The organism is Parasphingorhabdus sp. (assembly GCF_965233695.1).
Taxonomy (GTDB): domain Bacteria; phylum Pseudomonadota; class Alphaproteobacteria; order Sphingomonadales; family Sphingomonadaceae; genus Parasphingorhabdus.
The window spans coordinates 2048941-2071585 of the sequence record NZ_OZ247497.1; the positions used below are offsets into that span (position 1 = coordinate 2048941).

The window sequence follows — 22645 nt, forward strand, 5'->3', positions numbered from 1 at the left end:
ATGGAGGAAATTTAAGGGGGTACGTCAGTGGCCTAAACTTCCACGATGGAATATAGTAGCTTATTCCACGCCTGCAGCGCTTCACGTTTTTCATTAAGGTAATCGTGTCTTTGATAAACAGACGCGATTCCAGACATGGTACCACTAACGTGATTGAGAACTGCTTCGGTAACCGCAATGGGGATTCCAAGCCGCTGCATTCCTGTCGCGACGGTTCGGCGTAAATCATGGATGCGAAAATCAGCTATCGGATTTCCCTCGTTCATCGGAGTCATGACCCTGTGCAAATGAGCAGCGCCCTTGTTGAAGCTATTGAGTGATTTATCCGGATGACCAGCTATCGGGAAAAGCTTTGTTGCACCGTCCTTGTGAGGAATTGAATGAATCATTTCCATAACCTTGGAGGGCAGGGGGAGGATATGGGTTCGCTTGTTCTTCACGCGCTCGCCTGGCAGGGTCCAAATATTGCCGTTAAACTCCTGCCAGTTTGAATCGAGTACTTCGCCTCTTCGCTGGCCCGTCATCAAGAGTAGCTTGTAGGCGACGCCATAAGGAAATCCGATTTTGTCGCAGGCTTTCCAAAAAACCTTTATCTCTGAATCGCTCAGGACACGCTCACGCGGTTTGCCGATCTTTGGTTTGCGCGCATCACGGCAAGGGTTGGCGGGAATATTGTCGAACTGCGGTAACAGCCAAGTATAGAAGGCGCTAAGGAATGCAAAGCAACTGAGAGCAGACCGTGGAACGGGTTTATTCGGATTGAGCCACTGAACGCTGTCCACAAATCTGGTTACTTCCGAACGAGTAATCGTGTGGACGAGCCGGTCACTGAATGCCGGTAGGATATAGAGCTCACCGTATCGTTCGATCTCTCTTGCACTTCTTTTACATCCCCTCACTTCGCGTTGCAGATAAAGTTCCCAAAGGTCTGCGAAGCGGCCCCTTTGAATTTGTGCAGAGTTTTGTTCTGGATTCGGAAGTGGTGTTCCGTTCTCTAGGTCAATCAGCAACGCGCGGGCTTTCTTTCGCGCGTCGGCCAAACCAAAGTTTGCGCAGTACCGCCCGATGGAAATATTCTTAACTTTGGATCCAATGCGCTTCCGCAGAACGAAAGATTTCGCGCCTGATCGTCCAAGCCTGACCCTTAGACCGGGAACAACTGCATCTAGTATCTCTCTCCTGCCAGATTTAGGAGGAGCAAGGGACTTGATTTTTGAATCGGTAAGACGGATAGACATGGCCATATTCTCATTCCATTTTTGGTCTTGAAAAATGTTACCCCGGGTAACAGAATGCAAGACATGCTATGGAACATAATAAGAACATATAGGAAGGCTGAAATCAAGAAGTCTTTTCAAAATAGACACTTAGGGATGTTCTGGGATCGTTCTTGGTCCATTCCTAATCTGGGGGCCACAGGTTCGATTCCTGTCGGGCGCACCATATTTCTATATATTTCTGTAATCTTCTGAAAACTGGTGCGGACGGCGGGACTCGAACCCGCACACCCATTTCGGATAGCAGATTTTAAGTCTGCTGCGTCTACCATTTCGCCACGTCCGCACCGGTAGCTCCAACCTTCGTTGGAGTTTGCGACAAGCATCATTGCGCGCAGCAGGTCAAGTGCTGAGATGCCTAATTTGCTATTTTTCGATACTCTGTCTGTTATTTGACAGTTTCGGACAAACGATCAGCTTTTGTTGAGCTGTTCGCGAATTTCTTTTCCCGGTTTGAAATAGGGTACACGCTTCGCAGGGACTTCAACTGATTCACCGGTACGTGGATTCCGGCCGATGCGAGGCTTCCGCTGACGGGTGGAAAAGGCACCAAAGCCACGTAACTCGACGCGTCCCCCTTCAGCCAATTTCTGACTTATCTGATTGAAAAACAAGTCAACAATCTTCTCAATTTCATCTGGCTTCAGGTCAGGATTTTCTTCGGCCAGTTTTTCAAGCAGTTCAGAACGTATCATAGGTGTGCCTTTCCGATTGTGGGGCAAACACGGAATTTATGCTGTTCGCCATCAACCAAATCGTTTGTTCGGACTAGCGATTATCTTAGGATAGTGACAGAAAATTTACGTGTTTTCAATGCACTTTGGATTTTACATCGTAATACGTCTTGAACTGGGACGGATTGGTCGCATCCGGGCCAGCGTGGAAAAGCGGTCACGCATCAAAAAGCCCGCTCTCGGAAATCGAGGCGGGCTTTTCTTGTAATCGGTTAGGGCAATTGCCCTTGCGTTTAGTCGTCTTTCTTCTTGAGCGCTTCGCCCAGAATGTCGCCAAGGCTGGCACCAGAGTCGGTAGACCCAAACTGTTCGACAGCCTGTTTCTCTTCAGCCAACTGATGGGCTTTGATCGAGAAATTCGGCTTCTTGGAGCGATCAAAGCCGGTAACCATCGCGTCGACCTTCTGGCCAACCTGGAAACGGTCAGGACGCTGCTCATCACGGTCACGACCAAGGTCTGTGCGTTTGATGAAGCCAGTTGCGCCATCGTCGCCAACCTGGACTTCCAGACCACCATCGCGAACTTCAAGCACGGTAACGGTGGTAACCGAACCTTTCTTAAGACCGCCGGTATCGGTTCCACCAACTGCAGGTGCACCTTTTTCAAGCTGCTTCATGCCAAGGGAAATACGCTCTTTCTCTACATCAATGTCGAGAACGATCGCTTTTACCTGTTCACCCTTATGGTGGAGGTTGAGTGCGTCTTCGCCGGAAATACCCCATGCGATGTCAGACATGTGAACCATGCCGTCCACGTCGCCTTCAAGCCCAATGAACAGACCGAATTCGGTCGCGTTCTTGACTTCGCCTTCAACCGTGCTGCCGACAGGATGTGCATCGGCAAAGTCGGTCCATGGGTTGGACTGTGCCTGTTTGAGGCCCAGCGAAATGCGGCGTTTTTCGGTATCGACTTCCAGAACGATCACATCCACTTCCTGAGAGGTGGAGACGATTTTGCCAGGATGTACGTTTTTCTTGGTCCAGCTCATTTCGGAAACATGGACAAGGCCTTCAATGCCGGCTTCCAGCTCAACAAAGGCACCATATTCGGTGATGTTGGTAACCGAACCGGTCAGTTTCGTGCCAACGGCATATTTCTCGGAAGCAGCATCCCAGGGATCGCTTTCAAGCTGTTTCATGCCGAGCGAGATACGCTGCGTGTCTTTGTTGATCTTGATGATCTGAACTTTCAGCGTATCGCCGATGTTGATCATCTCATTCGGGTGATTGACCCGCTTGTAGCTTAGATCGGTGACGTGGAGCAGGCCATCAATGCCACCCAGATCCACAAATGCACCATAGTCGGTGATGTTTTTCACGACGCCTTCGGTAACCTGACCTTCAGCAAGAGACTCAATAAGTCCGCTACGCTGTTCAGCGCGGGTCTCTTCGAGGATCGCACGGCGCGATACAACAATATTGCCACGCTTGCGGTCCATTTTTAGGATCTGGAAGGGTTGAGAAATGTCCATCAGCGGCGTCACGTCACGCACGGGACGGACATCAACCTGACTGCCGGGCAGGAAGGCTACGGCACCGTCAAGATCAACCGTAAAGCCGCCTTTGACGCGTCCGAAGATAATACCGTCAACGCGGTTGCCTTCGTCATATTCTTTTTCAAGCTTGTCCCAGGAAGCTTCGCGGCGTGCGCGATCGCGGGACAACATGGCTTCGCCGTTCACATTTTCGATACGATCGACATAGACTTCGACTTCATCGCCAATGTTGAGTTCGGCTTTTTGACCGGGAGCGGCGAATTCGCGCAGCGCCACACGGCCTTCTGATTTCAGTCCAACATCGATGACAGCCATGTCATTTTCGATGCCGACAACGGTGCCTTTGACCACGCGGCCTTCAAAGCCCTGATCTTCACCGCCAATTGATTCGTTTAATAGTGCCGCGAAATCGTCGCGACTGGGAAATGCCGTAGAGGCCATATAAGAGTTCCTTAATAGTCATTTTTTCGGGCCAAGCGGTTGGTTCCGCTGGTCTTGGACCAAAACATGACTGCCACCGAATGTGACAGCCATATTCCCCAGAAAACTGCGACAATTTGGTGATATGCAGCGTTAGCCAAAACAAAAAAAGCTGCGCCAAAGCCAGAATGGTTATGCACCATTCCGTCTTACACATTGCTTTTTTGCTATGCCGGATCTTTGTCGCGCCGGCGGCTTATCTTCATATTCACCAAGGCAATTGCCTGTTGAACGGCGTCGCCTATAGTCAAATCGGTCGTATCAAGCAAGTCCGCATCTTCCGCGGGCTTGAGGGGTGCGGTCGTCCGACTGCGGTCTCGCTCATCGCGTTTTAGAATATCAGCAAGGATGTCATCAAAGTTCACCTTCTCTCCGCGGCGCTTCATTTCTTCGAAACGGCGAACGGCGCGGGCTTCGGATGAGGCGGTCACGAACAGTTTTACGTCTGCATCGGGCGCAATTACGGTCCCGATATCGCGGCCATCCAAAACTGCGCCCTCCGGTTGATAGGCGAAATCTTTCTGGCGCTTGTCCAACGCATTGCGCACCTCGGGATGGACCGAGACCCGGCTGGCCAGGCCGCCTACGGCTTCGCTTCGCAAGCCAGGTTCATCGAGCAATGCGGCATCAAATATGCAGGCCCTAAGCGCGTCGGCCGGATTATCCGCATTTCCGTGCTGCTCTCGCAAGGTCCATCCAACCGCGCGATAGAGCAGGCCAGTATCGAGAAACGGGAGCGAAAAATACTTGGCCAACTCCTTGGAAATGGTTCCTTTGCCAGAGGCGGTAGGGCCATCAACCGCGATAATCATTTGGCGCTGCCTTGCAATGTGGCCAGCAAATCAGCAAATCCCGGAAAGCTGGTTTCTGTCGGGCTCATATCGTCAATCGCAACGCCTGTTTTTGTCATCAGACCAGCGACCGCAAAGCTCATCGCGATGCGGTGATCCAGCGCTGTTTTAATGGCTGTCTTTTTCTTTCCACCCGGAATCGGTCCGCCGCTTCCAGTGATAACCAGACCGTCTTCCTTCTCGGTTACATCCACGCCCAACAGGCTCAAACCCTCGGCCATCTGGCTCAAGCGGTCGGACTCTTTGACGCGCAGTTCATGCAGACCGCTGGTAGTAGTTGTTCCCTCTGCCAATGCGGCTGCAATAAAAAGGATTGGAAACTCATCGATCATGCTCGGAGCGATGTCTGCCTGAACATCAATACCGGTCAGCTTGCTGTGTTTCACATGAATATCAGCCACCGGTTCCCCGCCAACGATGCGTTTTTTCTTGAAGCTGATATCACCGCCCATTTGCTGCAAAACTGTGAACAGGCCAGCACGTGTCGGGTTTATGCCGACATTCTCGACCACAATATCCGATCCCGGAACAAGCAACGCGGCGACGACCGGAAAAGCTGCAGAGGAAGGATCTCCGGGCACCTTGATCTTCTGCGGTGATAGTTCGGCTTCGCCTGTTAGCGAAATGATCCGGTTGCCATCCCTGTCAGTTTCCACTGTCAGGTTCGCGCCGAAGCCTTTCAGCATGGTTTCGCTATGATCACGGGTAGGAACCGGTTCTATTACGCGCGTCACACCCGGCGCATTTAGTCCCGCAAGCAGGATCGCGGATTTAACCTGCGCCGACGCCACTGGCAGTCGGTATTCAATGGGAATGGCGGGACACAGACCGCGCAGAGTAAGTGGCAGGCAAGCTTTGCCGTCCGATGACATCCGCGCTGTAAAATCAGCGCCCATGCTGGACAGTGGATCAATCACCCGGCCCATAGGCCGCTTGGAAAGGCTGGCATCACCGGTGAAGGTCACGCTTAGATCATGGGAAGCGACAAGACCCATGAGCAGGCGGACAGAGGTTCCACTGTTACCGAGATCAATGGCCGTTTCCGGTTGCATCAATCCGCCAACGCCAACACCGTTTACCGTCCAGCTGCTGTCCCTTTTTTCAATCTTTGCGCCCATTGCCCGCAAAGCGGCGGCGGTGGCCAGAACGTCCTCCCCTTCCAGCAATCCGCTAATCTGGCTCTTGCCGATGGCGAGCGCAGAGAGAATCAACGAGCGGTGGGAAATGGATTTATCCCCCGGCACCGTTATCCTGCCGGTCAAAGGGCCGCCGGGCTTGAATGAAGCTGGTTTTGGCCCCGCTATCGTCTGATCTGTCGGTTTGCTGGTCATTTATGGGCTTTATACTGCATTCATACGCGGTTGAATCGCGCATGATTCGTTTCAGGATGTGAAACGGCTTTTGACAGCGCCGCTTAGCTATGGCAAGGCGCGGCCCGATTGATTGATCGATTCCGTAAATGTTGCGAGCGGTCATTATATATTACTGACAAATAAGGATTTGGAACCAGCCATGGTGAAACCAGAATGGGGCACGAAAAGAAGCTGCCCGAAATGCGGAACACGTTTTTACGATTTGGGTAAAGAGGATCCGGTTGCCTGCATCGAATGTGATGAAACATGGACGCCTGAGCCAAGCCTGAAATCCAAACAACCGATGCCGTTTGAAGAAGCGCCTAAAAAAGACGCCAAAAAAGAAGACGAAGTGGCCGATGATGATCTGGACATCAACATCGACGACGATGATCCTTCGCCAGATAATGAAGTCGATCTTGGCGGCGATGATGATTTGGGTGTTACCAAAGGCAAAGGTGACGACGACGATAACGCCGAAACTTGAATTTGATACCTGCAGGCACCATTTGGGGCTTGCAATAAGCGGCGCGCTTGGATTAAACGCGCCGCATAAGGGGCCTTAGCTCAGCTGGGAGAGCGCTTCGCTGGCAGCGAAGAGGTCAGCGGTTCGATCCCGCTAGGCTCCACCAATTTTCAGGAAAAAAGCCGATCCGGGGGATCGGCGGCCTGAAAATTCCCGCAGCGCAAGCAAGGGCCGTTGGCGGCAAACTGGACGCTTGTCTCATCCATAATCTAATCACCCCGCGCGAGATTCGTTTCTCAGCCTGATCCTTGTTCCGTCCTCAATTTTTTCGCTGGGATGCAATATAACCGACTCTCCCTTTTGCAATCCCTCCAAGATCTGCGCGCGTTCATCATTCATCCTGCCAACTTTTACGCGAACCAATCTCGCATTTCCATTGTTCATGATAAATGCAGACCAGTTTCCAGCGTCACGAAACAGGGCGCTAATAGGTACTTGCAGAATATCTTCCCCCGACCATTCGACCAGGCGAACAATCACGCGATAACCATGACCGAGACGCTTTCGCGCCGCTAAGGGATCGACAAAGTCAATGATGACATTCACCCGCTGTTCTTCCACACCCAGCGCTGAAATCTTGGTGAAACCAAAGGGTTCTATCCGCTGTACTTTCCCCCGTAACGGGCGGTCACCGCCCCAATTGTCGATTAGCACATCACTGCCGGGTTTTATCTTCACCGCATCACTTGATAGAAGGTCTGTGACAATCTCGATATCTGCGGGATTACCCAGTTCCATGATTGTTGCTCCGGCAGTCAGCAAAGTTTCGCTCTCTTGCGTCACGCGCAACACTGACCCGCTTTCGGGAGACGTGATATCCAGCGCGTTCTGGCGACTGTTGCCAATGGAAGGGCCCATCAGGCTGGCTTGCGCTGCTTTGAGATCAAATTGTGCAGTCTCATAAGCTTGCAAGACTTCTGCTACATGCGCTGCGCTGGTGTCACGCGCTGCCCTGGCGGCATCATGTGCGGTTTTGGTTGCAAAGCCGCGTTTGAATATGGCGTCCGTCCGTTCAAAATTGGCCACAGCCAATTTGTGGTCAGCCTGCGCTTGATTGATCCTCGCAGCAGAGGATCGCACATTGGCCTGCAGCGCACGGATATGCGCCCTGATTTCAGCCTCGCTCCGCGGATTTTGAAAGTCGGGCTGCGCCGGCATCATCCGTGCTACCACCGTTTGACCAGCCACAACCTGATCGCCCGCCTCCAGATCAATCCGCAGCAAACGACCGTTTATCGGAGCCGCGACGACAAACATGTCTCGGACGCGTGTTTCGGCTTCGTCATCAATTGTGACCAGCAAAGGAGCCTCGACAACCTGCGCAGTATCGACATCAATCGGCGGCGTGCGGACCGCAAAGAATATTGCCACCAATATCACCAATATAATCAATCCGATCAGGATTCTGGGTCCGGGGCGATTGAAATGTTTCTTGGCCATTTTCTTATTCCCTCGTTTTCAATACGCTGACAAGATTGAGGCGGTCGAGCCGTCCCCGGACAAACAGGGCAGACACGGCCGCCGTTATAAGGACGATCAATATTGCAAAGGCTACCGTCGCCGCCGACAGGGCAAAGGGTATGATGAACAGATCACCGCTTATCGCTTCGCTGATTTGAAGCGACAGATAATATCCAAACATCATGCCGAGCGGCAATCCGGCCATCACGATCAATGCCAACTCACCGAGCAAAATGTAGGATACTTCCGACCGGCGATAGCCCAGAACGCGCAGCGAGACCAAATCGCGGGCGCGTTCGGCGAGACTGATCCGGGCATTGTTGTAAACCACGCCAAATACAATGAGCCCGGAGAAGGCGACATTGAACAATCTGACAATACCCATGGTTTCTCCGATTGTTTCTTCAATGCCGCGAAGAGCCGCGGAACGCTGTGAAAATCCTGCAATCATCGGCATGTCTTTCAGCCGCCGATAGAGCTTGTCAGTCTGGGTTGCATCAACGCTTAGATAGGCTCCAGAGGACAGTTCCGCCTCTTTCATAATCGGGCCAAGATTTTTGAAGTCGATATAGGCGGGATTACTCACCGGACTGCTGAGAACGCTGGTCACTGGCATGCTGATCTGGGGACGCCGCCCATCGGTAACTTGTATGTCGACGATATCGCCGGGACCGACCGCCAGTTCCTTTGACAAACCATAGGATATCATCAACCCCTGGGTTGGTGGTTCGACAATCCCGTTGTCGAGATCAATCAGCCGATTGAGATCGCCTGCCGGTTTCATCCCGGTGATGGTCTCCGATTTGGAACGATGCCCGGCGCTCAGTTTGGCGCCAATATAACGCACAGGCTCAACACGCATCACACCAGGTAGCCGGGCCAACTCGAACAAGGCACGATCATCGCGATCCTCGGTGAAAACCACGTTCACGTCAGCCCGGTTGGCCTGATTGAACATCAGGTCAATCATCAGCCTGACATTATCGGTTGAGCCAGCGGACGTGATGTACAGGCCGAGGGCAGCCGCGATGCCGACAGACCCCAGTACGGATCGCAGTGGTCGGCGAGCCAAGCCTCGCAAGATGATCCGCGTTGGCTCATCCAGCCCCTTAATCCGTCCAACCAAACGGGCAAATCCTCCCGAATAGTTCGGCGGCACAGGTGGACGCATCGCCTCGGCCGCTGTCAGCCTGCCAATACGGCGCACCGTCTGCGCCGCGCCCAACAGCACGACGAGAATCGCAACCAGGCATGATATGAAAAATACATCAAAGCCCGCGCGATAGGTCAGGAATGGAAATACAAAAAATTCCTGATACAGGCCGGCCAGACCGCGGCCCATCCATGATCCCAACAAGAGGCCGAGAACCAGTCCCGGAATCGAGAGTACCAGTGCTAATTTGGTATAGTGGAACATGATCGTTCTGCTACGATAGCCAAATGCAGTGAGCAGGCCGATAATCTCCCTCTCTGATTCGACCAGCCGTGACAACACCATGTTGATCAGGAACGCCGCTACACCAAGGAATATCGGTGGAAGAATAGCGGTCATGCTGCTCAACTGGGACAGCTCGTTCTCCAGAAAGCGATCAGAAAGCTGATCCGCTCTCGGTGTCGCTCCCCGTCCGCCATAGCGCTCCAGGATAACATCGACCCGGTCGATTACATCATGCAAATTGCCGCCACGTTCAAGCCGGATCAGGGCTTCATTGAAGCTGTTGGTTGAATTGAGCGCCGCGGAAAGATGCTCCTGGCCCATCCACAGCACACCAAAACGGCGATTATCCGGAAAAATCTGACCTGGTCCAATGGCATAAACATATTCCGGAGACAGCACCGTTCCGACCACACGAAAACTTTGCCTGGTCCCATAGAGCAGCCCATCAATATCATCGCCAATCCCGATGCGGGCTGCCTCTGCAAATTTCTCGCTGGCCAGCACTTCGCCCGGGCGGCCGGGATCCGGTAACCTGCCACTGCGCAATACCAATGCATTGACGGTCGGCATGCCAGAGGCGGGCAGGGAGTGTATGCGTGCGGTTATCGGTTCCGATATACCAGGAATGTCAAGCGTCGCGCCGCTGGTCAACCGGCCTTCGACAATGCTGACGCCGTCGATGGCGCGAATGTCATCCAGCAGGCTGTCGGGCACGCGCACGGCTGACGCGAAAATATCGGCGAAGCGGTAACGGTCATAATAGGCATCGCGGCTCGCTTCCAAAGAGCGGATCATCCCAAAGGACATCACGACCATCCCAATCCCCGCGGCAATAACAAGTGCAATAGCCAGCGCTTGTGAGCGCAGCCGCCAGATATCGCGGAGAAGCTTGCGGTCCAGTGACCCTAGCCAGGCTGGCAAGGTCACCATTTCAAAGCAGCCGGAGCAACACGTTTGGGGTTATCGCGGTCTTCAACCAGCGCGCCATCGGCAAAGCGCAGCAGCCTGTCAGCCATATCCGCAATCACGACATTATGCGTAATCAGGAGCGTCGTGGTACCAAGCTCCCGGTTGACCTGATCGAGCGCCTCCAGCACTCTTACCCCGGTCTGGCTATCAAGAGCGCCTGTTGGCTCATCGCACAGCATGACTTTGGGGCGTTTGGCAATGGCACGGGCGATGGCCACCCGCTGCTGTTCGCCGCCGGAAAGCTGTGATGGGAAATGATCTATCCTGCCCTCCAGTCCAACCATAGACAGCGCTTCTTCAGGATTCATGGGATCTTCGGCAATCTCTGTGATGAGTGCGACATTTTCCCGTGCGGTAAGGGAAGCGACCAGATTGTAGAACTGGAACACGAAACTTACCGAATTGCGCCGATATTCGGTTAGCGCGGATGGTCCAAGTGCGGTTAGCTCCTGATCCTCGAACATCACCGTCCCGGCGGTCGCTTCATCCAGTCCGCCGATAATATTCAGGAAGGTTGATTTTCCCGATCCGCTGGCCCCCAGCAGCACCACCATGGCCGATTTGGGCAGGTTGAGATCGACTCCGCGCAGGGCGGAAACAGCCGTTGGTCCCTCGCCGTAGATTTTTGTCAGGCCGCTTATGGAATAGAGGTTGTCGCTCTTTGCCGACGCGGATTTCAGTGGCTGAGACATCAGACGCGGGATTTGGTCAGCTTATATGCATCAACACCGGGAGCCAATAAAAAGTCTCCATGTTTTTGCATGCTGATTGTCCCATAATTGTTTGTGAGAATAGGGAATTTAGGACGCTGCTGCCGTGCGAGCGATAGGTATTGTTACGGAATGTCGAGGCCAGTTAGACACCGCAACTACGCGCAATTGCGTAGAGACGAATTTGCGCTTCTTTCATAAATTTCCAGTCGTGATCAGATATTTCAACGGAGTCTTCCCCCATGGAAAACCACATGAAAGCGGCGATTTTTATTGAGCCGGGCAGGATTATTCTTGGTGAAAAGCCGATTCCGGACATTGGTCCCCTTGATGCGTTGATCCGGATAACAACAACCACTATTTGCGGAACAGACATCCATATATTGAAGGGTGAATATCCGGTGGAAACCGGCTTGACCGTTGGCCATGAACCAGTTGGGATCATCGAAAAACTCGGTTCTGCTGTTGAGGGTTTTACCGAAGGTCAGCGCGTTATTGCCGGCGCGATTACACCAACCGGTACATCTTACGCCTCGATGTGCGGTTTTCATGCGCAATGCGGCGGTCAGGCCGGCCATGGCTGGAAAGCGATAGGTGGCTGGCGCTTTGGGAATACAATTGATGGTGCGCAGGCCGAATATCTCAAAGTGCCCGATGCGATGGCCAATCTTGCACCTGTGCCTGACGGATTGACCGACGAACAGGTGCTGATGTGTCCTGATATTCTGTCGACGGGTTTTAGCGGGGCGGAATCGGGCAAGATACAAATTGGCGATACCGTGGCGGTCTTTGCCCAGGGACCAATCGGCCTTTGTGCGACCGCGGGGGCGAAGATGATGGGTGCCACTACTATTATCGGAGTTGAATCAATTCCCGAACGCATGGAAATGTCGCGCAGCATGGGTGCAGATCATGTTGTTGATTTCAGTAAGGTCGATCCGGTTGACGAGATTATGCGGATAACGGATGGGCGTGGGGTAGATGTGTCGATTGAGGCACTGGGCAAGACCGAGACTTTTGAAGGCGCCTTGCGCGTATTGCGCCCCGGCGGAACCTTGTCTTCGCTCGGTGTCTATTCCGAAGATCTGACGATACCGCTCGATGCGTTTTCGGCAGGTCTGGGCGATAACAAGATTGTCAGTACACTTTGTCCGGGCGGCAAAGAACGCATGCGCCGGTTGATGGATGTGATCGGGTCGGGACGCGTCGATGCCAGCCCGCTGGTCACCCACCATTTTTCGCTCGATGATATCGAGACGGCTTATGACCTGTTCGCGAACCAGCGCGACGGTGTTCTGAAAATCGCAATTCAGCCCTGATCGCGCCCTGATGTCATTACAGCAACAATATCGCGCCAAATCCATGAGCGCGGCCCGGGCCGTGTCCAACATTCCTTCCGGCGCCCATATCGCCATGGGCATGGCTGTCGCGGAACCGCCCGCTTTGCTTAAAGCTATAGCGGAACGAGTTGAGGCGGGCGATCTCAATGATCTCAAATTATGGTATTTTCATTCTATGGCCCATGCGGGCGAGACACTGTTGAAGCCCGCATTGCTTGACCGCGTCCGTCCCCATTGCATGTTCCTGAGCGGCATCGAACGTACCTTGTTGAGAGAGGCTGCGGAAGAAGGCCCACCGCCGGTGGAGTTTGTTCCGGTAGCGTTCAGTGAATCGCCCGGGCTGCTGAAAGATAAGGTTCCGCTCGACACGTTCATCACCACCGTATCGCCCATGGACCGGCATGGCTGGTTTACCTTTGGTACCAGCAATGACTATTCATCGACGGCGGCCCGAAGCGCCAAGCGCCTGATCGTTGAGGTGAATGAGAATATGCCGCGCGTCTTTGGCGAGTCACTGCTCCATATTTCCGAGGTAGATGCCATTGTCGACAATGATGTTCCGCTCGCTGAGCAAATATGCCCGCCGATTAGTGCAGAAGAGCAGAAGATTGCAGCGATTATTGCCGATATGATTGACGACCGCGCCTGTTTGCAAATGGGTATCGGAACATTGCCCAGCGCGGTCTGTGCGCTCCTGGAGGATCGCAAGGATCTTGGGATTCACAGCGAACTAATGACCCCGGCATTGGCAAGGCTCGCACAATGCGGAGCGGTTACCAATCAGGCGAAAACCACCTATCATGGACGCAGCGTCTTTACCTTTGCCATGGGAGACCGTGCCTTTTATGATTTTCTCGACGACAATCCGGCAATGCACAGCGCACCAGTGGATATTGTCAATGATCCACGCCATGTTTCCAAGAATGACAATGTTGTGTCGGTCAACGCGACATTACAGATCAATTTGGGCGGCGCCTGCAATTCGGAACATTTATTGGGCCGACAATATAGCGGTGCCGGTGGACAATTGGATTTCGTGCGCGGAGCGACCGCATCGAAGGGCGGAAAATCCATAATCGCCTGCCGGTCTACGGCAAAGGGTGGCACGGTATCCCGGATCGTGCCGACGCTTGATGGCCCTGTAACAACGCCGCGAAATGATACGCATATTGTCGTTACGGAATATGGCTTTGCGGATTTGAAGGGAAAATCGCTGAGCGAACGTGCGGAAGCCCTGATCGCGCTCGCTCATCCGAACTTTCGCGCCGAACTGATGGATGCGTTGCATTGAGTTTCCCGAGACCAGATCGCGCTATTAGGTAGTTTCTCCTATGTAGAATCCACGAATGCGGCCTCCGGTTGTTTTGGATTATCCCAATATCGCCGTCGTCGTCTCGCAGATGTCGGCGAAGACTATCGTGCAAGTCCATTTTCAAAACCGGAACCGTGGAGAAACATCATGAGTGCTCTTGGCTTACCCATATTCGACAAAGCGATTCAGGACGCCAATATCTGGGTCAACGAAATTATGGAGGAGCTCGACTGGGATGACAAACATCGGGCATATATGTTGCTGCGATCGGCCCTGCATGTGCTGCGCGACCGCTTGCAACCTGATGAATGTGCGCATTTGGCTGCACAGCTTCCGACCCTTATTCGCGGAATCTATTATGAAGGCTATCGTCCTTCCAAGGCTACCGCGAACATGAGGCACAAGGACCAGTTTGTTTCTGCGGTCGAGGAAGCCTTTGGCCACACCCCCGGCTATGACCCGTCAGAATTAGTTTCAGCAGCTCTCAACGTCATTGCCGACCATGTTTCGGTCGGAGAAATGAATGACATCAAAGCGAGTTTGCCGAAGGATATCCGAAAACTCTGGGACGATTGATTGGCCGGTTCGACGACCGGACTTCTACCGATGAACAAACCATCCTCGCAGGAAAGCATTATGAACAAGAAACAACACGAGACGATCAATTCCATCCTCACCGATGTCAATGACATGACCATTGCAACCGTTCGTGAAAATGGATTTCCGCAAGCAACAACGGTGAGCTTTGTGAATGATGATCTCACCATCTATTTCGGAACATCGGCGGACTCGCAAAAAGCCCGGAACATTGCGCGGGACGGAAGAGTATCACTAACGGTTGATCGCCCGTATGAAGACTGGGACGACATCAAAAGCATTTCAGCAGCCGGCCATGCAACAATTGTGACCGGTAAAACCGAACAGGAAAAGATTGGGCAGTTAATCTACGCAAAATTCCCGCAGGTTGAGGACCTTACAATGGATGAGCAGGCCGATGTCGCATTCATTCGAGTCGATCTCGTGATTATTTCGCTTCTCGATTACAGCAAGGGGTTCGGTCATACCGAACTTGTCGAGGCATGAAGAGCTGGATAGTTTCGGCTTGGCTTAGAGGATTTTGGCGAAACCCGCCGTACCGGCAGTAGCAGGCTTTCGTTTTCTGACCGATACACTGGGCGTTGCAGCTTCCAATAGCTGCTGCTTGTCAGGCTCGTCCTTCAATATCGCTTCCATGGTTTCAACGCACAGGCGTACGGAATCATCGGCCAGTTCATACCAGATCTGCTTTCCGTCCCGCCGCGTCTTTACAATTTCTGCGCGCCGGAGCGCCGCCAGCTGCTGACTCAACGCAGGCTGACCGATGCCCGTTGCATTGTCGATGTCGCTGACCGTATTCTCTCCGCCAGCCAGAAATGAAAGGATCATCAATCTCTGGGGCTGCGCATAGATTTTCAATTTCTCGCTGGCGCGATCGGCCAGTTCGCGGCTTTCGAAAAGTGCGGTCATGCCGGTGTCACCTTCCTGCAGAACCAGTCTTCACCATCGTCAATATCCGCAACCGAGGCTGGCGGCACGGCCAGAAGATCATCGCCAGGCTGCCACCCTTCTGGCGTGAGAGCCTCCCCGTCTGCAACCGTCTGCAAAGCGGTAAGTAGTCGGATCATTTCATCAACCGATCGCCCGACATTATAGGGATAGCAGGTTGTTGCCCGGATGATTCCTTCGGGATCAATGAAATAGCTTGTGCGCATGGCAGTAGAGTCGGTTGCATTTTCGTCGATCATCCCGAATGCCTTGCCGACGGCCATGCTGGGATCTTCAACAATCGGAAAGGATATTTCCGCCCCGTATTGTTCCTGAATGACGCGCACCCATGCGAGATGCGAATACAGGCTGTCAACCGATAGGCCAACCAGGGCGCAGTTCATTTTTTCAAAGGCGTCGGCCTTGCGCGCGAGAGCAACAAATTCGGTTGTACATACGGGTGTGAAATCAGCGGGATGGGAGAAGAAAATCAACCAGCGACCACGAAAATCGGACAGCTTGATCGGGCCATGTGTAGTGCGTGCCTCAAAGTCCGGTATCTTGTCGCCAACACGCAGCATTACAGGAGTATTTGGTTGTTCTTCTATCATCAACTCTTCCTCTGGCACCCGTTTGACATCGCGGTCCCATTGACGCAACACGTATAGTGTATTACATGATTTATGTAAATATGAATATAAGAGGATAATCCATGACCGACTCAGTACTTGCCCATGCGTCGAATCAAGTATCTTCGGCGCAACAGCACATCCCGATCATCAAGGCGTTTTTTGACGAACCGACCTTTACGGTCACTTATGTCGTCCACGACGAAGCGACGAAAAGGGCGGCAGTGATAGACAGTGTCTTTGATTTTGATCCCGCTTCAGGGCGAACGTCTTTCGATTCAGCTGACCAGGTGATCGACTATGTGAAAGAAGAGGGCCTGAAGGTTGAATGGCTTCTGGAAACGCATGCCCATGCCGATCATCTTTCCGCAGCGCCCTATCTACAGGAAAAACTGGGTGGCAAAATTGCCATTGGCGAGCATATTGTCACCGTTCAGCAGGTCTTCGGCAAGCTCTTCAATGCCGGTACCGAATTTCAACGCGATGGCTCTGACTTTGATCATCTTTTTGCCGATGGCGACACGTTCAACATTGGCAATATGGATGTTACCGTAATGCATGTTCCCGGCCACACACCGGCGGATATAGCCTATGTAATCGGCGATGCGGTATTTGTTGGAGATACCATGTTCATGCCCGACTATGGATCGGCAAGGGCCGATTTTCCAGGTGGTGATGCGCGGCAGCTCTATCGCTCGCTCCGCCGGATATTGGAGCTTCCCAGAACCACTCGTCTCTTCATGTGCCACGATTATCTGCCGGAAGGGCGGGATCAATATGTCTGGGAAACCACAGTCGCCGCGCAGCGAGAGGGTAATATACACGCTCATGACGGTGTGAGCGAGGATGATTTTGTCAAAATGCGCACCGCGCGTGACAAAACACTCGATATGCCGCGTCTGATCCTGCCATCAGTTCAGGTCAATATGCGTGCGGGCCATTTGCCGCCTGCCGAGGACAATGGTGTCCGCTATCTCAAACTTCCGCTGAACGGCGTCTGATGTTGGCCGCTTTTCCTCACGCGATGCCGGTTGAAGGCGTCATTGGTGGTCTGATGATCGGTATTGCTGCAGCCCTTATGCTGCTTGGTCTTGGTCGTATCGCCGGTGTCAGCGGACTTGCCGCAAGGGCGACGGGTATTGCGGACAGCGGTGCACCGCGCAGCATAGCGATCGCTTTCGTTGTCGGCCTGCCCCTCGGAGCTCTTTTGGTCTCCCTTGCAACAGGCGGTGTTGAAACGCGCTTTCCGCCAACGGTGATTCCGATGATCTTGGGCGGATTGCTGGTCGGTTTCGGCACACGGCTCGGTTCAGGCTGTACCAGTGGTCACGGTGTTTGCGGAATGTCGCGGCTCTCTCGGCGCTCGTTGACTGCAACGGCAATTTTTATGGCGAGTGGTTTTATCACGGTGGCGTTGATGCGCTTTGGTGGTTTGTTATGATCCGCCTTGCGATAGCTCTTGTCGCCGGGAGCATTTTCGGCGCCGGCCTGGCTTATTCCGGCATGTCCGACCCAGCGCGCGTTCAGGGCTTTCTTGATCTGTTTGGTAACTGGGATCCGACGCTTGCCTTCGTGATGGGTGGAGCGATCATTCCGATGGCAATTGCATGGCTCATTCAGCGGCGGATCGAAAAGCCATTTGCGGACGCCCATTTTTCATTGCCGGGGACAAAAAACATCGATCGCAAACTGGCGATCGGAGCGGTTCTTTTTGGGGCTGGCTGGGGCATTAGTGGCCTCTGCCCCGGACCGGGTCTTGCCGACCTGGCTATCAATCCTTTGCCCGCTCTAGCGTTCGTTGTCGCCATGCTTGCGGGAATGGTGGTTCACCGCGTTACCAATTGATCGAAGAAAATCATCGGGAAGGATGTCTAATGGCACGCGACGGGAAAGATACAAAATCGGGCACAGTAAAAGAGCAAGACAGGTTCGACATCGTCATAGTCGGTGGGGGCTCAGCCGGCATTGCAACTGCCTCAAGCATTTTCAAACGCAACAAAAAAGCAAGCCTGGCAATCATAGAACCGTCTGATGTTCACTATTATCAACCCGGTTGGACTATGGTTGGCGGCGGCATATTTTCGGTGGACTTCACCCGGCGTGAAGAAAAGCGCCTGATCCCCGAACGCGCCAAATGGATCAGGGCCGCAGCAGAAACATTTGATCCCGACAACAACCTGGTTATCACCGCTGATGGCAGGCAGATCGCATATGATGTGCTCATCGTTTGCCCGGGAATCAAATTGAACTGGGAGGCGATCGAAGGTCTGCCAGAAGCCTTGGGGAAAAACGGCGTCACGTCCAATTATCGCTATGATCTCGCGCCCTACACAAATCAGCTGGTCAAGGATCTGGCGAAGGGTCGCGCGCTGTTCACGCAGCCGCCCATGCCGATAAAATGTGCCGGTGCTCCGCAAAAGGCTATGTATCTCTCCTGCAGCAGATGGGAGAAGGCAGGGATTTTGCAAAACATCGATGTGCAATTTCACAATGCAGGAGCGGTGCTGTTTGGTGTGAAGGAATATGTTCCGGCGTTGATGGAATATGTGGAGCGCTATGATGCGCATCTGAACTTTGAATCGACGCTTGTTGCTATTGATGGCGAGGCCAAAGTCGCGACGTTCGAACAAAAAGATGGTGAAAAGACGAAGCGTGTCCAGGAAGCATTTGACATGATCCATGTCGTCCCGCCGCAATGTGCTCCGGATTTCATCCGATCAAGCCCGCTGGCCGCAGAAAACGGGTTTGTTGATGTTGATCAGGCAACGCTGCAACATATGACATATCGGAACATTTATTCGCTCGGCGATGCCTGTAGTGCGCCCAATGCCAAAACCATGGCGGCTGCGCGCAAGCAAGCACCGGTTGTAGCGGTGAATGCGCTGGCCGCTTTGGCAGGCAAGCCGCCTGCAGCGGATTATGACGGTTATGGCAGCTGCCCGCTGACGGTGGAAAGCGGCAAGATCATTCTGGCGGAGTTCGGTTATGACGGCAAGCTGTTACCGAGCTTTCCCACCTGGCTGATTGATGGGACGCAACCTTCTCGACTTGCATGGTTGTTGAAAGATACGATACTGCCTCCAGTTTACTGGTATGGTATGCTCAAGGGGCGCGAATGGATGGTCAAACCGCATCAAATTGGCGCGAATTGATGCGCAGATGAAAATTTCGAGATATTTCCCGATCCTCGAATGGGGACGATCGTATAATTCCACGACTCTGACCAACGACGGGGTTGCGGCCATAATTGTCACGATCATGTTGATCCCGCAAAGTCTGGCTTACGCCATGCTCGCGGGACTGCCCGCGCAAATTGGTCTGTACGCGTCGATTATGCCGCTAATCGCCTATGCAATATTTGGCACCAGCCGAACCCTGGCTGTAGGCCCGGTTGCGGTTGTATCGCTCATGACGTTGACCGCCGCGAGTACCATCGCACCGCCGGGAAGCGCACAATTTATCGCGGCCGCTCTCGTGCTGGCTTTGTTGTCGGGATTATTCCTGTTGCTGATGGGGTTATTCAAACTTGGATTTCTAGCCAACCTGCTGTCGCATCCGGTGGTATCGGGGTTTATCACCGCCAGTGGCATCATCATCGCAACCAGCCAGTTGAAGTCCATTCTCGGCATCCAGGCCAGCGGCGCTGCGATGCCAGAGTTGGTTACAAGCCTGTTCTCGTCGATTGGCACGGTGAATATCCCGACGCTGGTCATCGGCGTGCTGGCCACCGCTTTTTTGTTCTGGGTCCGCAAAGGATTAAAGCCGCTTCTCATGCGTCTTGGCCTGAAAGCGCGCGCGGCAGATTTGACGGCTAAAACGGGCCCAATCGCCGCTGTTGCGGTGTCGACAATTGCCACCATAGTTTTTGGACTGGAAGCAAAAGGCGTTCATGTTGTTGGCGATATTCCGCAAAGCCTGCCGCCCTTTTCCGTGCCGTTGATCGATCTCGATCTGTGGCAAAAGCTTGCCGTACCGGCCTTGCTGCTCAGCATTATCGGATTTGTTGAATCGGTATCTGTCGGCCAGACTTTGGCCGCAAAACGCCGCCAGCGTATCGACCCGGACCAGGAACTTGTCGGCCTGGGCGCAGCCAATATATCGGCTGCATTTTCTGGCGGCTATCCTGTCACCGGCGGTTTTGCCCGATCGGTAGTCAATTTCGACGCCGGTGCAGAAACACCTGCCGCCGGTGCATTTACTGCTATCGGCATTGCTGTCGCGGCTCTGTTTCTCACGCCATTTCTTGCCTCGCTTCCGATCGCAACGCTCGCCGCGACCATAATTGTGGCCGTACTCAGTCTGGTTGATCTGAAAACGCCGCGCACCATCTGGCTTTATTCCAAGACCGATTTTGCTGCGATGGCAGCAACCATTGGCATCACCTTGCTTGCCGGTGTTGAACCGGGCGTAATCGCCGGGGTTGCCCTTAGTCTTGCACTATTTTTGTGGCGCAGTTCGCGGCCCCATGCCGCAATTGTCGGGCGCGTACCGGAGACAGAGCATTTCCGAAATATTGACCGCCATAAGGTGTTCACCGATCCACGTATTTTGACGATCCGGATCGACGAAAGCCTGACCTATCTCAACGCGCGCTGGCTGGAAGAATTCATTTTGGAACAAGTTGCGGACCATAAAGATGTCCGCCACGTCATCCTGATGTGCTCGGCGGTAAACGCCATTGATGCATCTGCGCTGGAAAGCATCGAGGCGGTAAATCACCGGCTCGATGACGCCGATATCCGCCTGCATTTCTCCGAGGTGAAAGGACCGGTCATGGACCGCCTGAAAAGGTCCCATTTCCTCGATGAGCTATCCGGAAAAGTTTTCCTGTCGCAAAACACCGCTTATAATAAGCTCATCGAGGCGAGCAATCACCACGATGAGGCGGAAAATAACAAGGATTTGTGGAAGGAGAGGGGGTTGATATGATCGAAAGGCATGACGTGCCGATGGCTCAGGCGATGGAGTATCGATGCGGTTTACAACTTTTCCCGGAATATGCGTTCTAGGCTTTCTTGATGTCCGCCAAAATGTCAGCATGGTCACTGAAATTCATCGCACAACGGTCTAGAAAGTGATCTATTTCGATCATATCATGCAGGATGATATCATTGCCGGGCGGGCTAATCTTTGTGTCATCGGGAAATACGCCGTAACCGGCCAGCAAGCTGTGCCAGCTAATCGCGCTATAATATTTCGTGATATCAAGCCGGGATATTTCTGCGCTTAGGTCACTGCCGGTGAACCAGCTGGTAAGCACAGCCTTTAGTCCATCGGATAGATTTTGATTATTTCGGCTTGCGGCCCAATAGTCGATACCAGCGGAATCTTCGCGACTGTTTACCTTGTAGTGGCAGACGATGTAATCGCGGATGCCTTCATAACGCGCTGCGATTTCGGCGTTGAAATGATCGCGATGCTGCGGAGTGAAGACGCCGGCCTCAAATGATCCGATAAAATGTTCCACCGTCGCCATAACGATGTGCAGCGCGGTCGCTTCCAGCGGCTCAAGGAAGCCCTGCGACAGGCCAATGGCAAGCGCATTGTGCGACCAGCTGTTCTGCACGCGGCCAACCCGCATTTTCAGATGCCTTGCCTCACCACTGTCACCAACACCAAGATGCTGGCGCAGCTCGCGTTCTGCGGCCGCGGCGTCGATATGGGAAGAGGAGTAAACATAGCCGTTACCGGTGCGCGAGGTCAGCGGGATATCCCAGACCCAACCTGCGGATAGCGCCGATGCCTTGGTCTGGCTTGGCAATGGTTCCTGCTCCGCGCGAGCCGTTGGCATGACCACGGCACTGTCGTTGAACAGATTGTCCGAGAAGGGGATGAAGGGTTCTGCCAAAGCGCCATTGAACAGGATCGCACGAAAACCGCTGCAATCAAGGAAAAAATCTCCGGCGATGCGGCTTCCATCTTCGGTAAAAAGAGCGGCAATGTCGCCATTCTCGGCGCGTTCAACAGTCTCGACTTTACCCTCGACATGCTTGACGCCTAGATTTTCTGCCGCGTGGCAGGCCAAAAAAGCACCAACTTTATGGGCATCGAAATGATATCCATAGCTTGGTTCCAGCGGAAAATTCTCTGGTGCAATCGGCGCTTTGTTTGTCGCGGCCAAAAGAGCAGGCAGGAAGAACTGATCAGGATGGGCGGCGACATCCCGTCCGGTACGCCGAGCCCGCGTGTTATAGAAAAATTTGCCAGCCGTATGGTTGTCGAGCGGGGTCGGAAAGGGGTGGAAATAGCTTTCATAGCCGGGATGGCTGGACCAGCCGTGAAAGCTGATGCCGTTTTTATATGTGGCATTGCAGGCGGGCATCCACTTGCTTTCGGCAATGCCCAATCTGTCAAAAAACGCTTTCAATTGCGGCGTGGAGCCTTCGCCCACGCCGATGATACCGATATCCCTGCTTTCGATCAGCGTGACCGTTGCGCCGCGACCACGCCATTGATCTGCGAGCAAGCAGGCCGCCATCCAGCCTGCCGTCCCGCCGCCAAGTATTACAAAATCTTTGGCTGCGGGATCGGTCATATCATTCAAAT

At 53.4% G+C, this 22645-nt stretch carries 21 protein-coding genes and 2 tRNA genes; 11 read left to right on the forward strand and 12 right to left on the reverse strand.

The features are described from left to right. Positions 1–32: 32 nt before the first annotated feature. The 6 genes from ACO6S1_RS09745 to aroA all read right to left on the reverse strand — a co-directional run bounded on the left by ACO6S1_RS09745 (position 33) and on the right by aroA (position 6169). Positions 33–1244, reverse strand: coding sequence for a tyrosine-type recombinase/integrase (locus ACO6S1_RS09745; RefSeq protein ID WP_422346087.1), 1212 nt, complete (start codon positions 1242–1244; stop codon positions 33–35). Positions 1245–1476: 232 nt separating this feature from the next. Then, a tRNA-Leu gene (locus ACO6S1_RS09750) sits at positions 1477–1563 on the reverse strand. A 127-nt stretch (positions 1564–1690) separates the two neighbouring features. Next, positions 1691–1972 (reverse strand): integration host factor subunit beta, encoded by a 282-nt coding sequence (locus ACO6S1_RS09755; protein ID WP_422346088.1) that lies wholly within the window; start codon positions 1970–1972, stop codon positions 1691–1693. 272 nt (positions 1973–2244) lie between these two features. Further along, positions 2245–3948, reverse strand: a complete 1704-nt coding sequence (rpsA, locus tag ACO6S1_RS09760) for a 30S ribosomal protein S1 (RefSeq protein ID WP_422346089.1) — start codon at positions 3946–3948, stop codon at positions 2245–2247. A gap of 206 nt (positions 3949–4154) precedes the next feature. Then, the gene (locus tag ACO6S1_RS09765; RefSeq protein WP_422346090.1) at positions 4155–4799 is read right to left on the reverse strand and encodes a (d)CMP kinase; all 645 of its coding nucleotides are present in this window, start codon (positions 4797–4799) and stop codon (positions 4155–4157) included. Then, positions 4796–6169, reverse strand: a complete 1374-nt coding sequence (aroA, locus tag ACO6S1_RS09770) for a 3-phosphoshikimate 1-carboxyvinyltransferase (RefSeq protein ID WP_422346091.1) — start codon at positions 6167–6169, stop codon at positions 4796–4798. Before aroA ends, ACO6S1_RS09765 begins: the two co-directional genes overlap by 4 nt. 181 nt (positions 6170–6350) lie before the next feature. On the opposite strand from aroA, the gene ACO6S1_RS09775 reads away from it, so the two are divergent. Both ACO6S1_RS09775 and ACO6S1_RS09780 read left to right on the forward strand, forming a co-directional pair. Continuing rightward, positions 6351–6677 carry a TIGR02300 family protein gene (locus ACO6S1_RS09775; RefSeq protein WP_422346092.1) on the forward strand — a complete coding sequence of 109 codons (327 nt, stop codon included), beginning with the start codon at positions 6351–6353 and terminating at the stop codon, positions 6675–6677. A 69-nt stretch (positions 6678–6746) separates the two neighbouring features. Beyond that, positions 6747–6822: transfer RNA gene (locus tag ACO6S1_RS09780), tRNA-Ala, on the forward strand. Between the two features lie 107 nt (positions 6823–6929). On the opposite strand, the gene ACO6S1_RS09785 is transcribed toward ACO6S1_RS09780, so the two are convergent. The 3 genes from ACO6S1_RS09785 to ACO6S1_RS09795 are packed head-to-tail and all read right to left on the reverse strand — an operon-like array spanning position 6930 to position 11276. After that, the gene (locus ACO6S1_RS09785; RefSeq protein WP_422346093.1) at positions 6930–8156 is read right to left on the reverse strand and encodes an efflux RND transporter periplasmic adaptor subunit; all 1227 of its coding nucleotides are present in this window, start codon (positions 8154–8156) and stop codon (positions 6930–6932) included. Between the two features lie 4 nt (positions 8157–8160). Further along, entirely contained in the window at positions 8161–10545 is a 2385-nt protein-coding gene (locus ACO6S1_RS09790) for an ABC transporter permease (RefSeq protein WP_422346094.1), read from the reverse strand. Then, positions 10539–11276: an ABC transporter ATP-binding protein gene (locus tag ACO6S1_RS09795; RefSeq protein ID WP_422346095.1), complete on the reverse strand. Its 738-nt coding sequence runs from the start codon at positions 11274–11276 to the stop codon at positions 10539–10541. The genes ACO6S1_RS09790 and ACO6S1_RS09795 overlap by 7 nt, the downstream gene beginning before the upstream one ends. A gap of 272 nt (positions 11277–11548) precedes the next feature. Here ACO6S1_RS09795 and ACO6S1_RS09800 point away from each other — a divergent pair, with 272 nt between their 5' ends. The 4 genes from ACO6S1_RS09800 to ACO6S1_RS09815 all read left to right on the forward strand — a co-directional run bounded on the left by ACO6S1_RS09800 (position 11549) and on the right by ACO6S1_RS09815 (position 15029). Beyond that, positions 11549–12613 (forward strand): NAD(P)-dependent alcohol dehydrogenase, encoded by a 1065-nt coding sequence (locus tag ACO6S1_RS09800; RefSeq protein WP_422346096.1) that lies wholly within the window; start codon positions 11549–11551, stop codon positions 12611–12613. A 10-nt stretch (positions 12614–12623) separates the two neighbouring features. Continuing rightward, positions 12624–13925, forward strand: coding sequence for an acetyl-CoA hydrolase/transferase family protein (locus ACO6S1_RS09805; RefSeq protein WP_422346097.1), 1302 nt, complete (start codon positions 12624–12626; stop codon positions 13923–13925). Between the two features lie 168 nt (positions 13926–14093). Continuing rightward, entirely contained in the window at positions 14094–14522 is a 429-nt protein-coding gene (locus ACO6S1_RS09810; RefSeq protein ID WP_422346098.1) for a DUF2267 domain-containing protein, read from the forward strand. A gap of 60 nt (positions 14523–14582) precedes the next feature. Then, positions 14583–15029, forward strand: coding sequence for a pyridoxamine 5'-phosphate oxidase family protein (locus tag ACO6S1_RS09815; protein WP_422346099.1), 447 nt, complete (start codon positions 14583–14585; stop codon positions 15027–15029). 24 nt (positions 15030–15053) lie between these two features. Here the strand turns inward: ACO6S1_RS09815 and ACO6S1_RS09820 are convergent, their stop codons facing one another. Beyond that, the gene (locus ACO6S1_RS09820; RefSeq protein WP_422346100.1) at positions 15054–15452 is read right to left on the reverse strand and encodes an ArsR/SmtB family transcription factor; all 399 of its coding nucleotides are present in this window, start codon (positions 15450–15452) and stop codon (positions 15054–15056) included. After that, positions 15449–16081, reverse strand: a complete 633-nt coding sequence (locus tag ACO6S1_RS09825; protein WP_422346101.1) for a peroxiredoxin — start codon at positions 16079–16081, stop codon at positions 15449–15451. Before ACO6S1_RS09825 ends, ACO6S1_RS09820 begins: the two co-directional genes overlap by 4 nt. A 101-nt stretch (positions 16082–16182) precedes the next feature. On the opposite strand from ACO6S1_RS09825, the gene ACO6S1_RS09830 reads away from it, so the two are divergent. From ACO6S1_RS09830 to ACO6S1_RS09850, 5 genes are read left to right on the forward strand one after another with little or no spacing between them, the layout of a single operon-like run. Further along, the gene (locus tag ACO6S1_RS09830; protein ID WP_422346102.1) at positions 16183–17100 is read left to right on the forward strand and encodes an MBL fold metallo-hydrolase; all 918 of its coding nucleotides are present in this window, start codon (positions 16183–16185) and stop codon (positions 17098–17100) included. Continuing rightward, complete coding sequence (locus tag ACO6S1_RS09835; protein ID WP_422346103.1) at positions 17100–17540, forward strand: YeeE/YedE family protein; 441 nt, start codon at positions 17100–17102, stop codon at positions 17538–17540. Before ACO6S1_RS09830 ends, ACO6S1_RS09835 begins: the two co-directional genes overlap by 1 nt. After that, positions 17537–17944 (forward strand): DUF6691 family protein, encoded by a 408-nt coding sequence (locus ACO6S1_RS09840; protein ID WP_422346104.1) that lies wholly within the window; start codon positions 17537–17539, stop codon positions 17942–17944. Before ACO6S1_RS09835 ends, ACO6S1_RS09840 begins: the two co-directional genes overlap by 4 nt. Positions 17945–17973: 29 nt before the next feature. Next, entirely contained in the window at positions 17974–19251 is a 1278-nt protein-coding gene (locus tag ACO6S1_RS09845) for an NAD(P)/FAD-dependent oxidoreductase (protein ID WP_422346105.1), read from the forward strand. Positions 19252–19258: 7 nt separating this feature from the next. Continuing rightward, positions 19259–21028, forward strand: a complete 1770-nt coding sequence (locus tag ACO6S1_RS09850) for a SulP family inorganic anion transporter (protein ID WP_422346106.1) — start codon at positions 19259–19261, stop codon at positions 21026–21028. Between the two features lie 76 nt (positions 21029–21104). Here ACO6S1_RS09850 and ACO6S1_RS09855 read toward each other — a convergent pair whose 3' ends face one another. Next, a complete protein-coding gene (locus ACO6S1_RS09855) occupies positions 21105–22634 on the reverse strand; it encodes a tryptophan halogenase family protein (protein ID WP_422346107.1) in 1530 nt (509 codons plus the stop codon). Between the last annotated feature and the right edge of the window lie 11 nt (positions 22635–22645).

Coding starts and splice junctions, on each gene's coding strand:
- ACO6S1_RS09745 (WP_422346087.1), bottom strand. CDS start 1,244: ATGGCCATGTCTATCCGTCTTACCGATTCAAAAATCAAGTCCCTTGCT.
- ACO6S1_RS09755 (WP_422346088.1), bottom strand. CDS start 1,972: ATGATACGTTCTGAACTGCTTGAAAAACTGGCCGAAGAAAATCCTGAC.
- rpsA (WP_422346089.1), bottom strand. CDS start 3,948: ATGGCCTCTACGGCATTTCCCAGTCGCGACGATTTCGCGGCACTATTA.
- ACO6S1_RS09765 (WP_422346090.1), bottom strand. CDS start 4,799: ATGATTATCGCGGTTGATGGCCCTACCGCCTCTGGCAAAGGAACCATT.
- aroA (WP_422346091.1), bottom strand. CDS start 6,169: ATGACCAGCAAACCGACAGATCAGACGATAGCGGGGCCAAAACCAGCT.
- ACO6S1_RS09775 (WP_422346092.1), top strand. CDS start 6,351: ATGGTGAAACCAGAATGGGGCACGAAAAGAAGCTGCCCGAAATGCGGA.
- ACO6S1_RS09785 (WP_422346093.1), bottom strand. CDS start 8,156: ATGGCCAAGAAACATTTCAATCGCCCCGGACCCAGAATCCTGATCGGA.
- ACO6S1_RS09790 (WP_422346094.1), bottom strand. CDS start 10,545: ATGGTGACCTTGCCAGCCTGGCTAGGGTCACTGGACCGCAAGCTTCTC.
- ACO6S1_RS09795 (WP_422346095.1), bottom strand. CDS start 11,276: ATGTCTCAGCCACTGAAATCCGCGTCGGCAAAGAGCGACAACCTCTAT.
- ACO6S1_RS09800 (WP_422346096.1), top strand. CDS start 11,549: ATGAAAGCGGCGATTTTTATTGAGCCGGGCAGGATTATTCTTGGTGAA.
- ACO6S1_RS09805 (WP_422346097.1), top strand. CDS start 12,624: ATGTCATTACAGCAACAATATCGCGCCAAATCCATGAGCGCGGCCCGG.
- ACO6S1_RS09810 (WP_422346098.1), top strand. CDS start 14,094: ATGAGTGCTCTTGGCTTACCCATATTCGACAAAGCGATTCAGGACGCC.
- ACO6S1_RS09815 (WP_422346099.1), top strand. CDS start 14,583: ATGAACAAGAAACAACACGAGACGATCAATTCCATCCTCACCGATGTC.
- ACO6S1_RS09820 (WP_422346100.1), bottom strand. CDS start 15,452: ATGACCGCACTTTTCGAAAGCCGCGAACTGGCCGATCGCGCCAGCGAG.
- ACO6S1_RS09825 (WP_422346101.1), bottom strand. CDS start 16,081: ATGATAGAAGAACAACCAAATACTCCTGTAATGCTGCGTGTTGGCGAC.
- ACO6S1_RS09830 (WP_422346102.1), top strand. CDS start 16,183: ATGACCGACTCAGTACTTGCCCATGCGTCGAATCAAGTATCTTCGGCG.
- ACO6S1_RS09835 (WP_422346103.1), top strand. CDS start 17,100: ATGTTGGCCGCTTTTCCTCACGCGATGCCGGTTGAAGGCGTCATTGGT.
- ACO6S1_RS09840 (WP_422346104.1), top strand. CDS start 17,537: ATGATCCGCCTTGCGATAGCTCTTGTCGCCGGGAGCATTTTCGGCGCC.
- ACO6S1_RS09845 (WP_422346105.1), top strand. CDS start 17,974: ATGGCACGCGACGGGAAAGATACAAAATCGGGCACAGTAAAAGAGCAA.
- ACO6S1_RS09850 (WP_422346106.1), top strand. CDS start 19,259: ATGAAAATTTCGAGATATTTCCCGATCCTCGAATGGGGACGATCGTAT.
- ACO6S1_RS09855 (WP_422346107.1), bottom strand. CDS start 22,634: ATGACCGATCCCGCAGCCAAAGATTTTGTAATACTTGGCGGCGGGACG.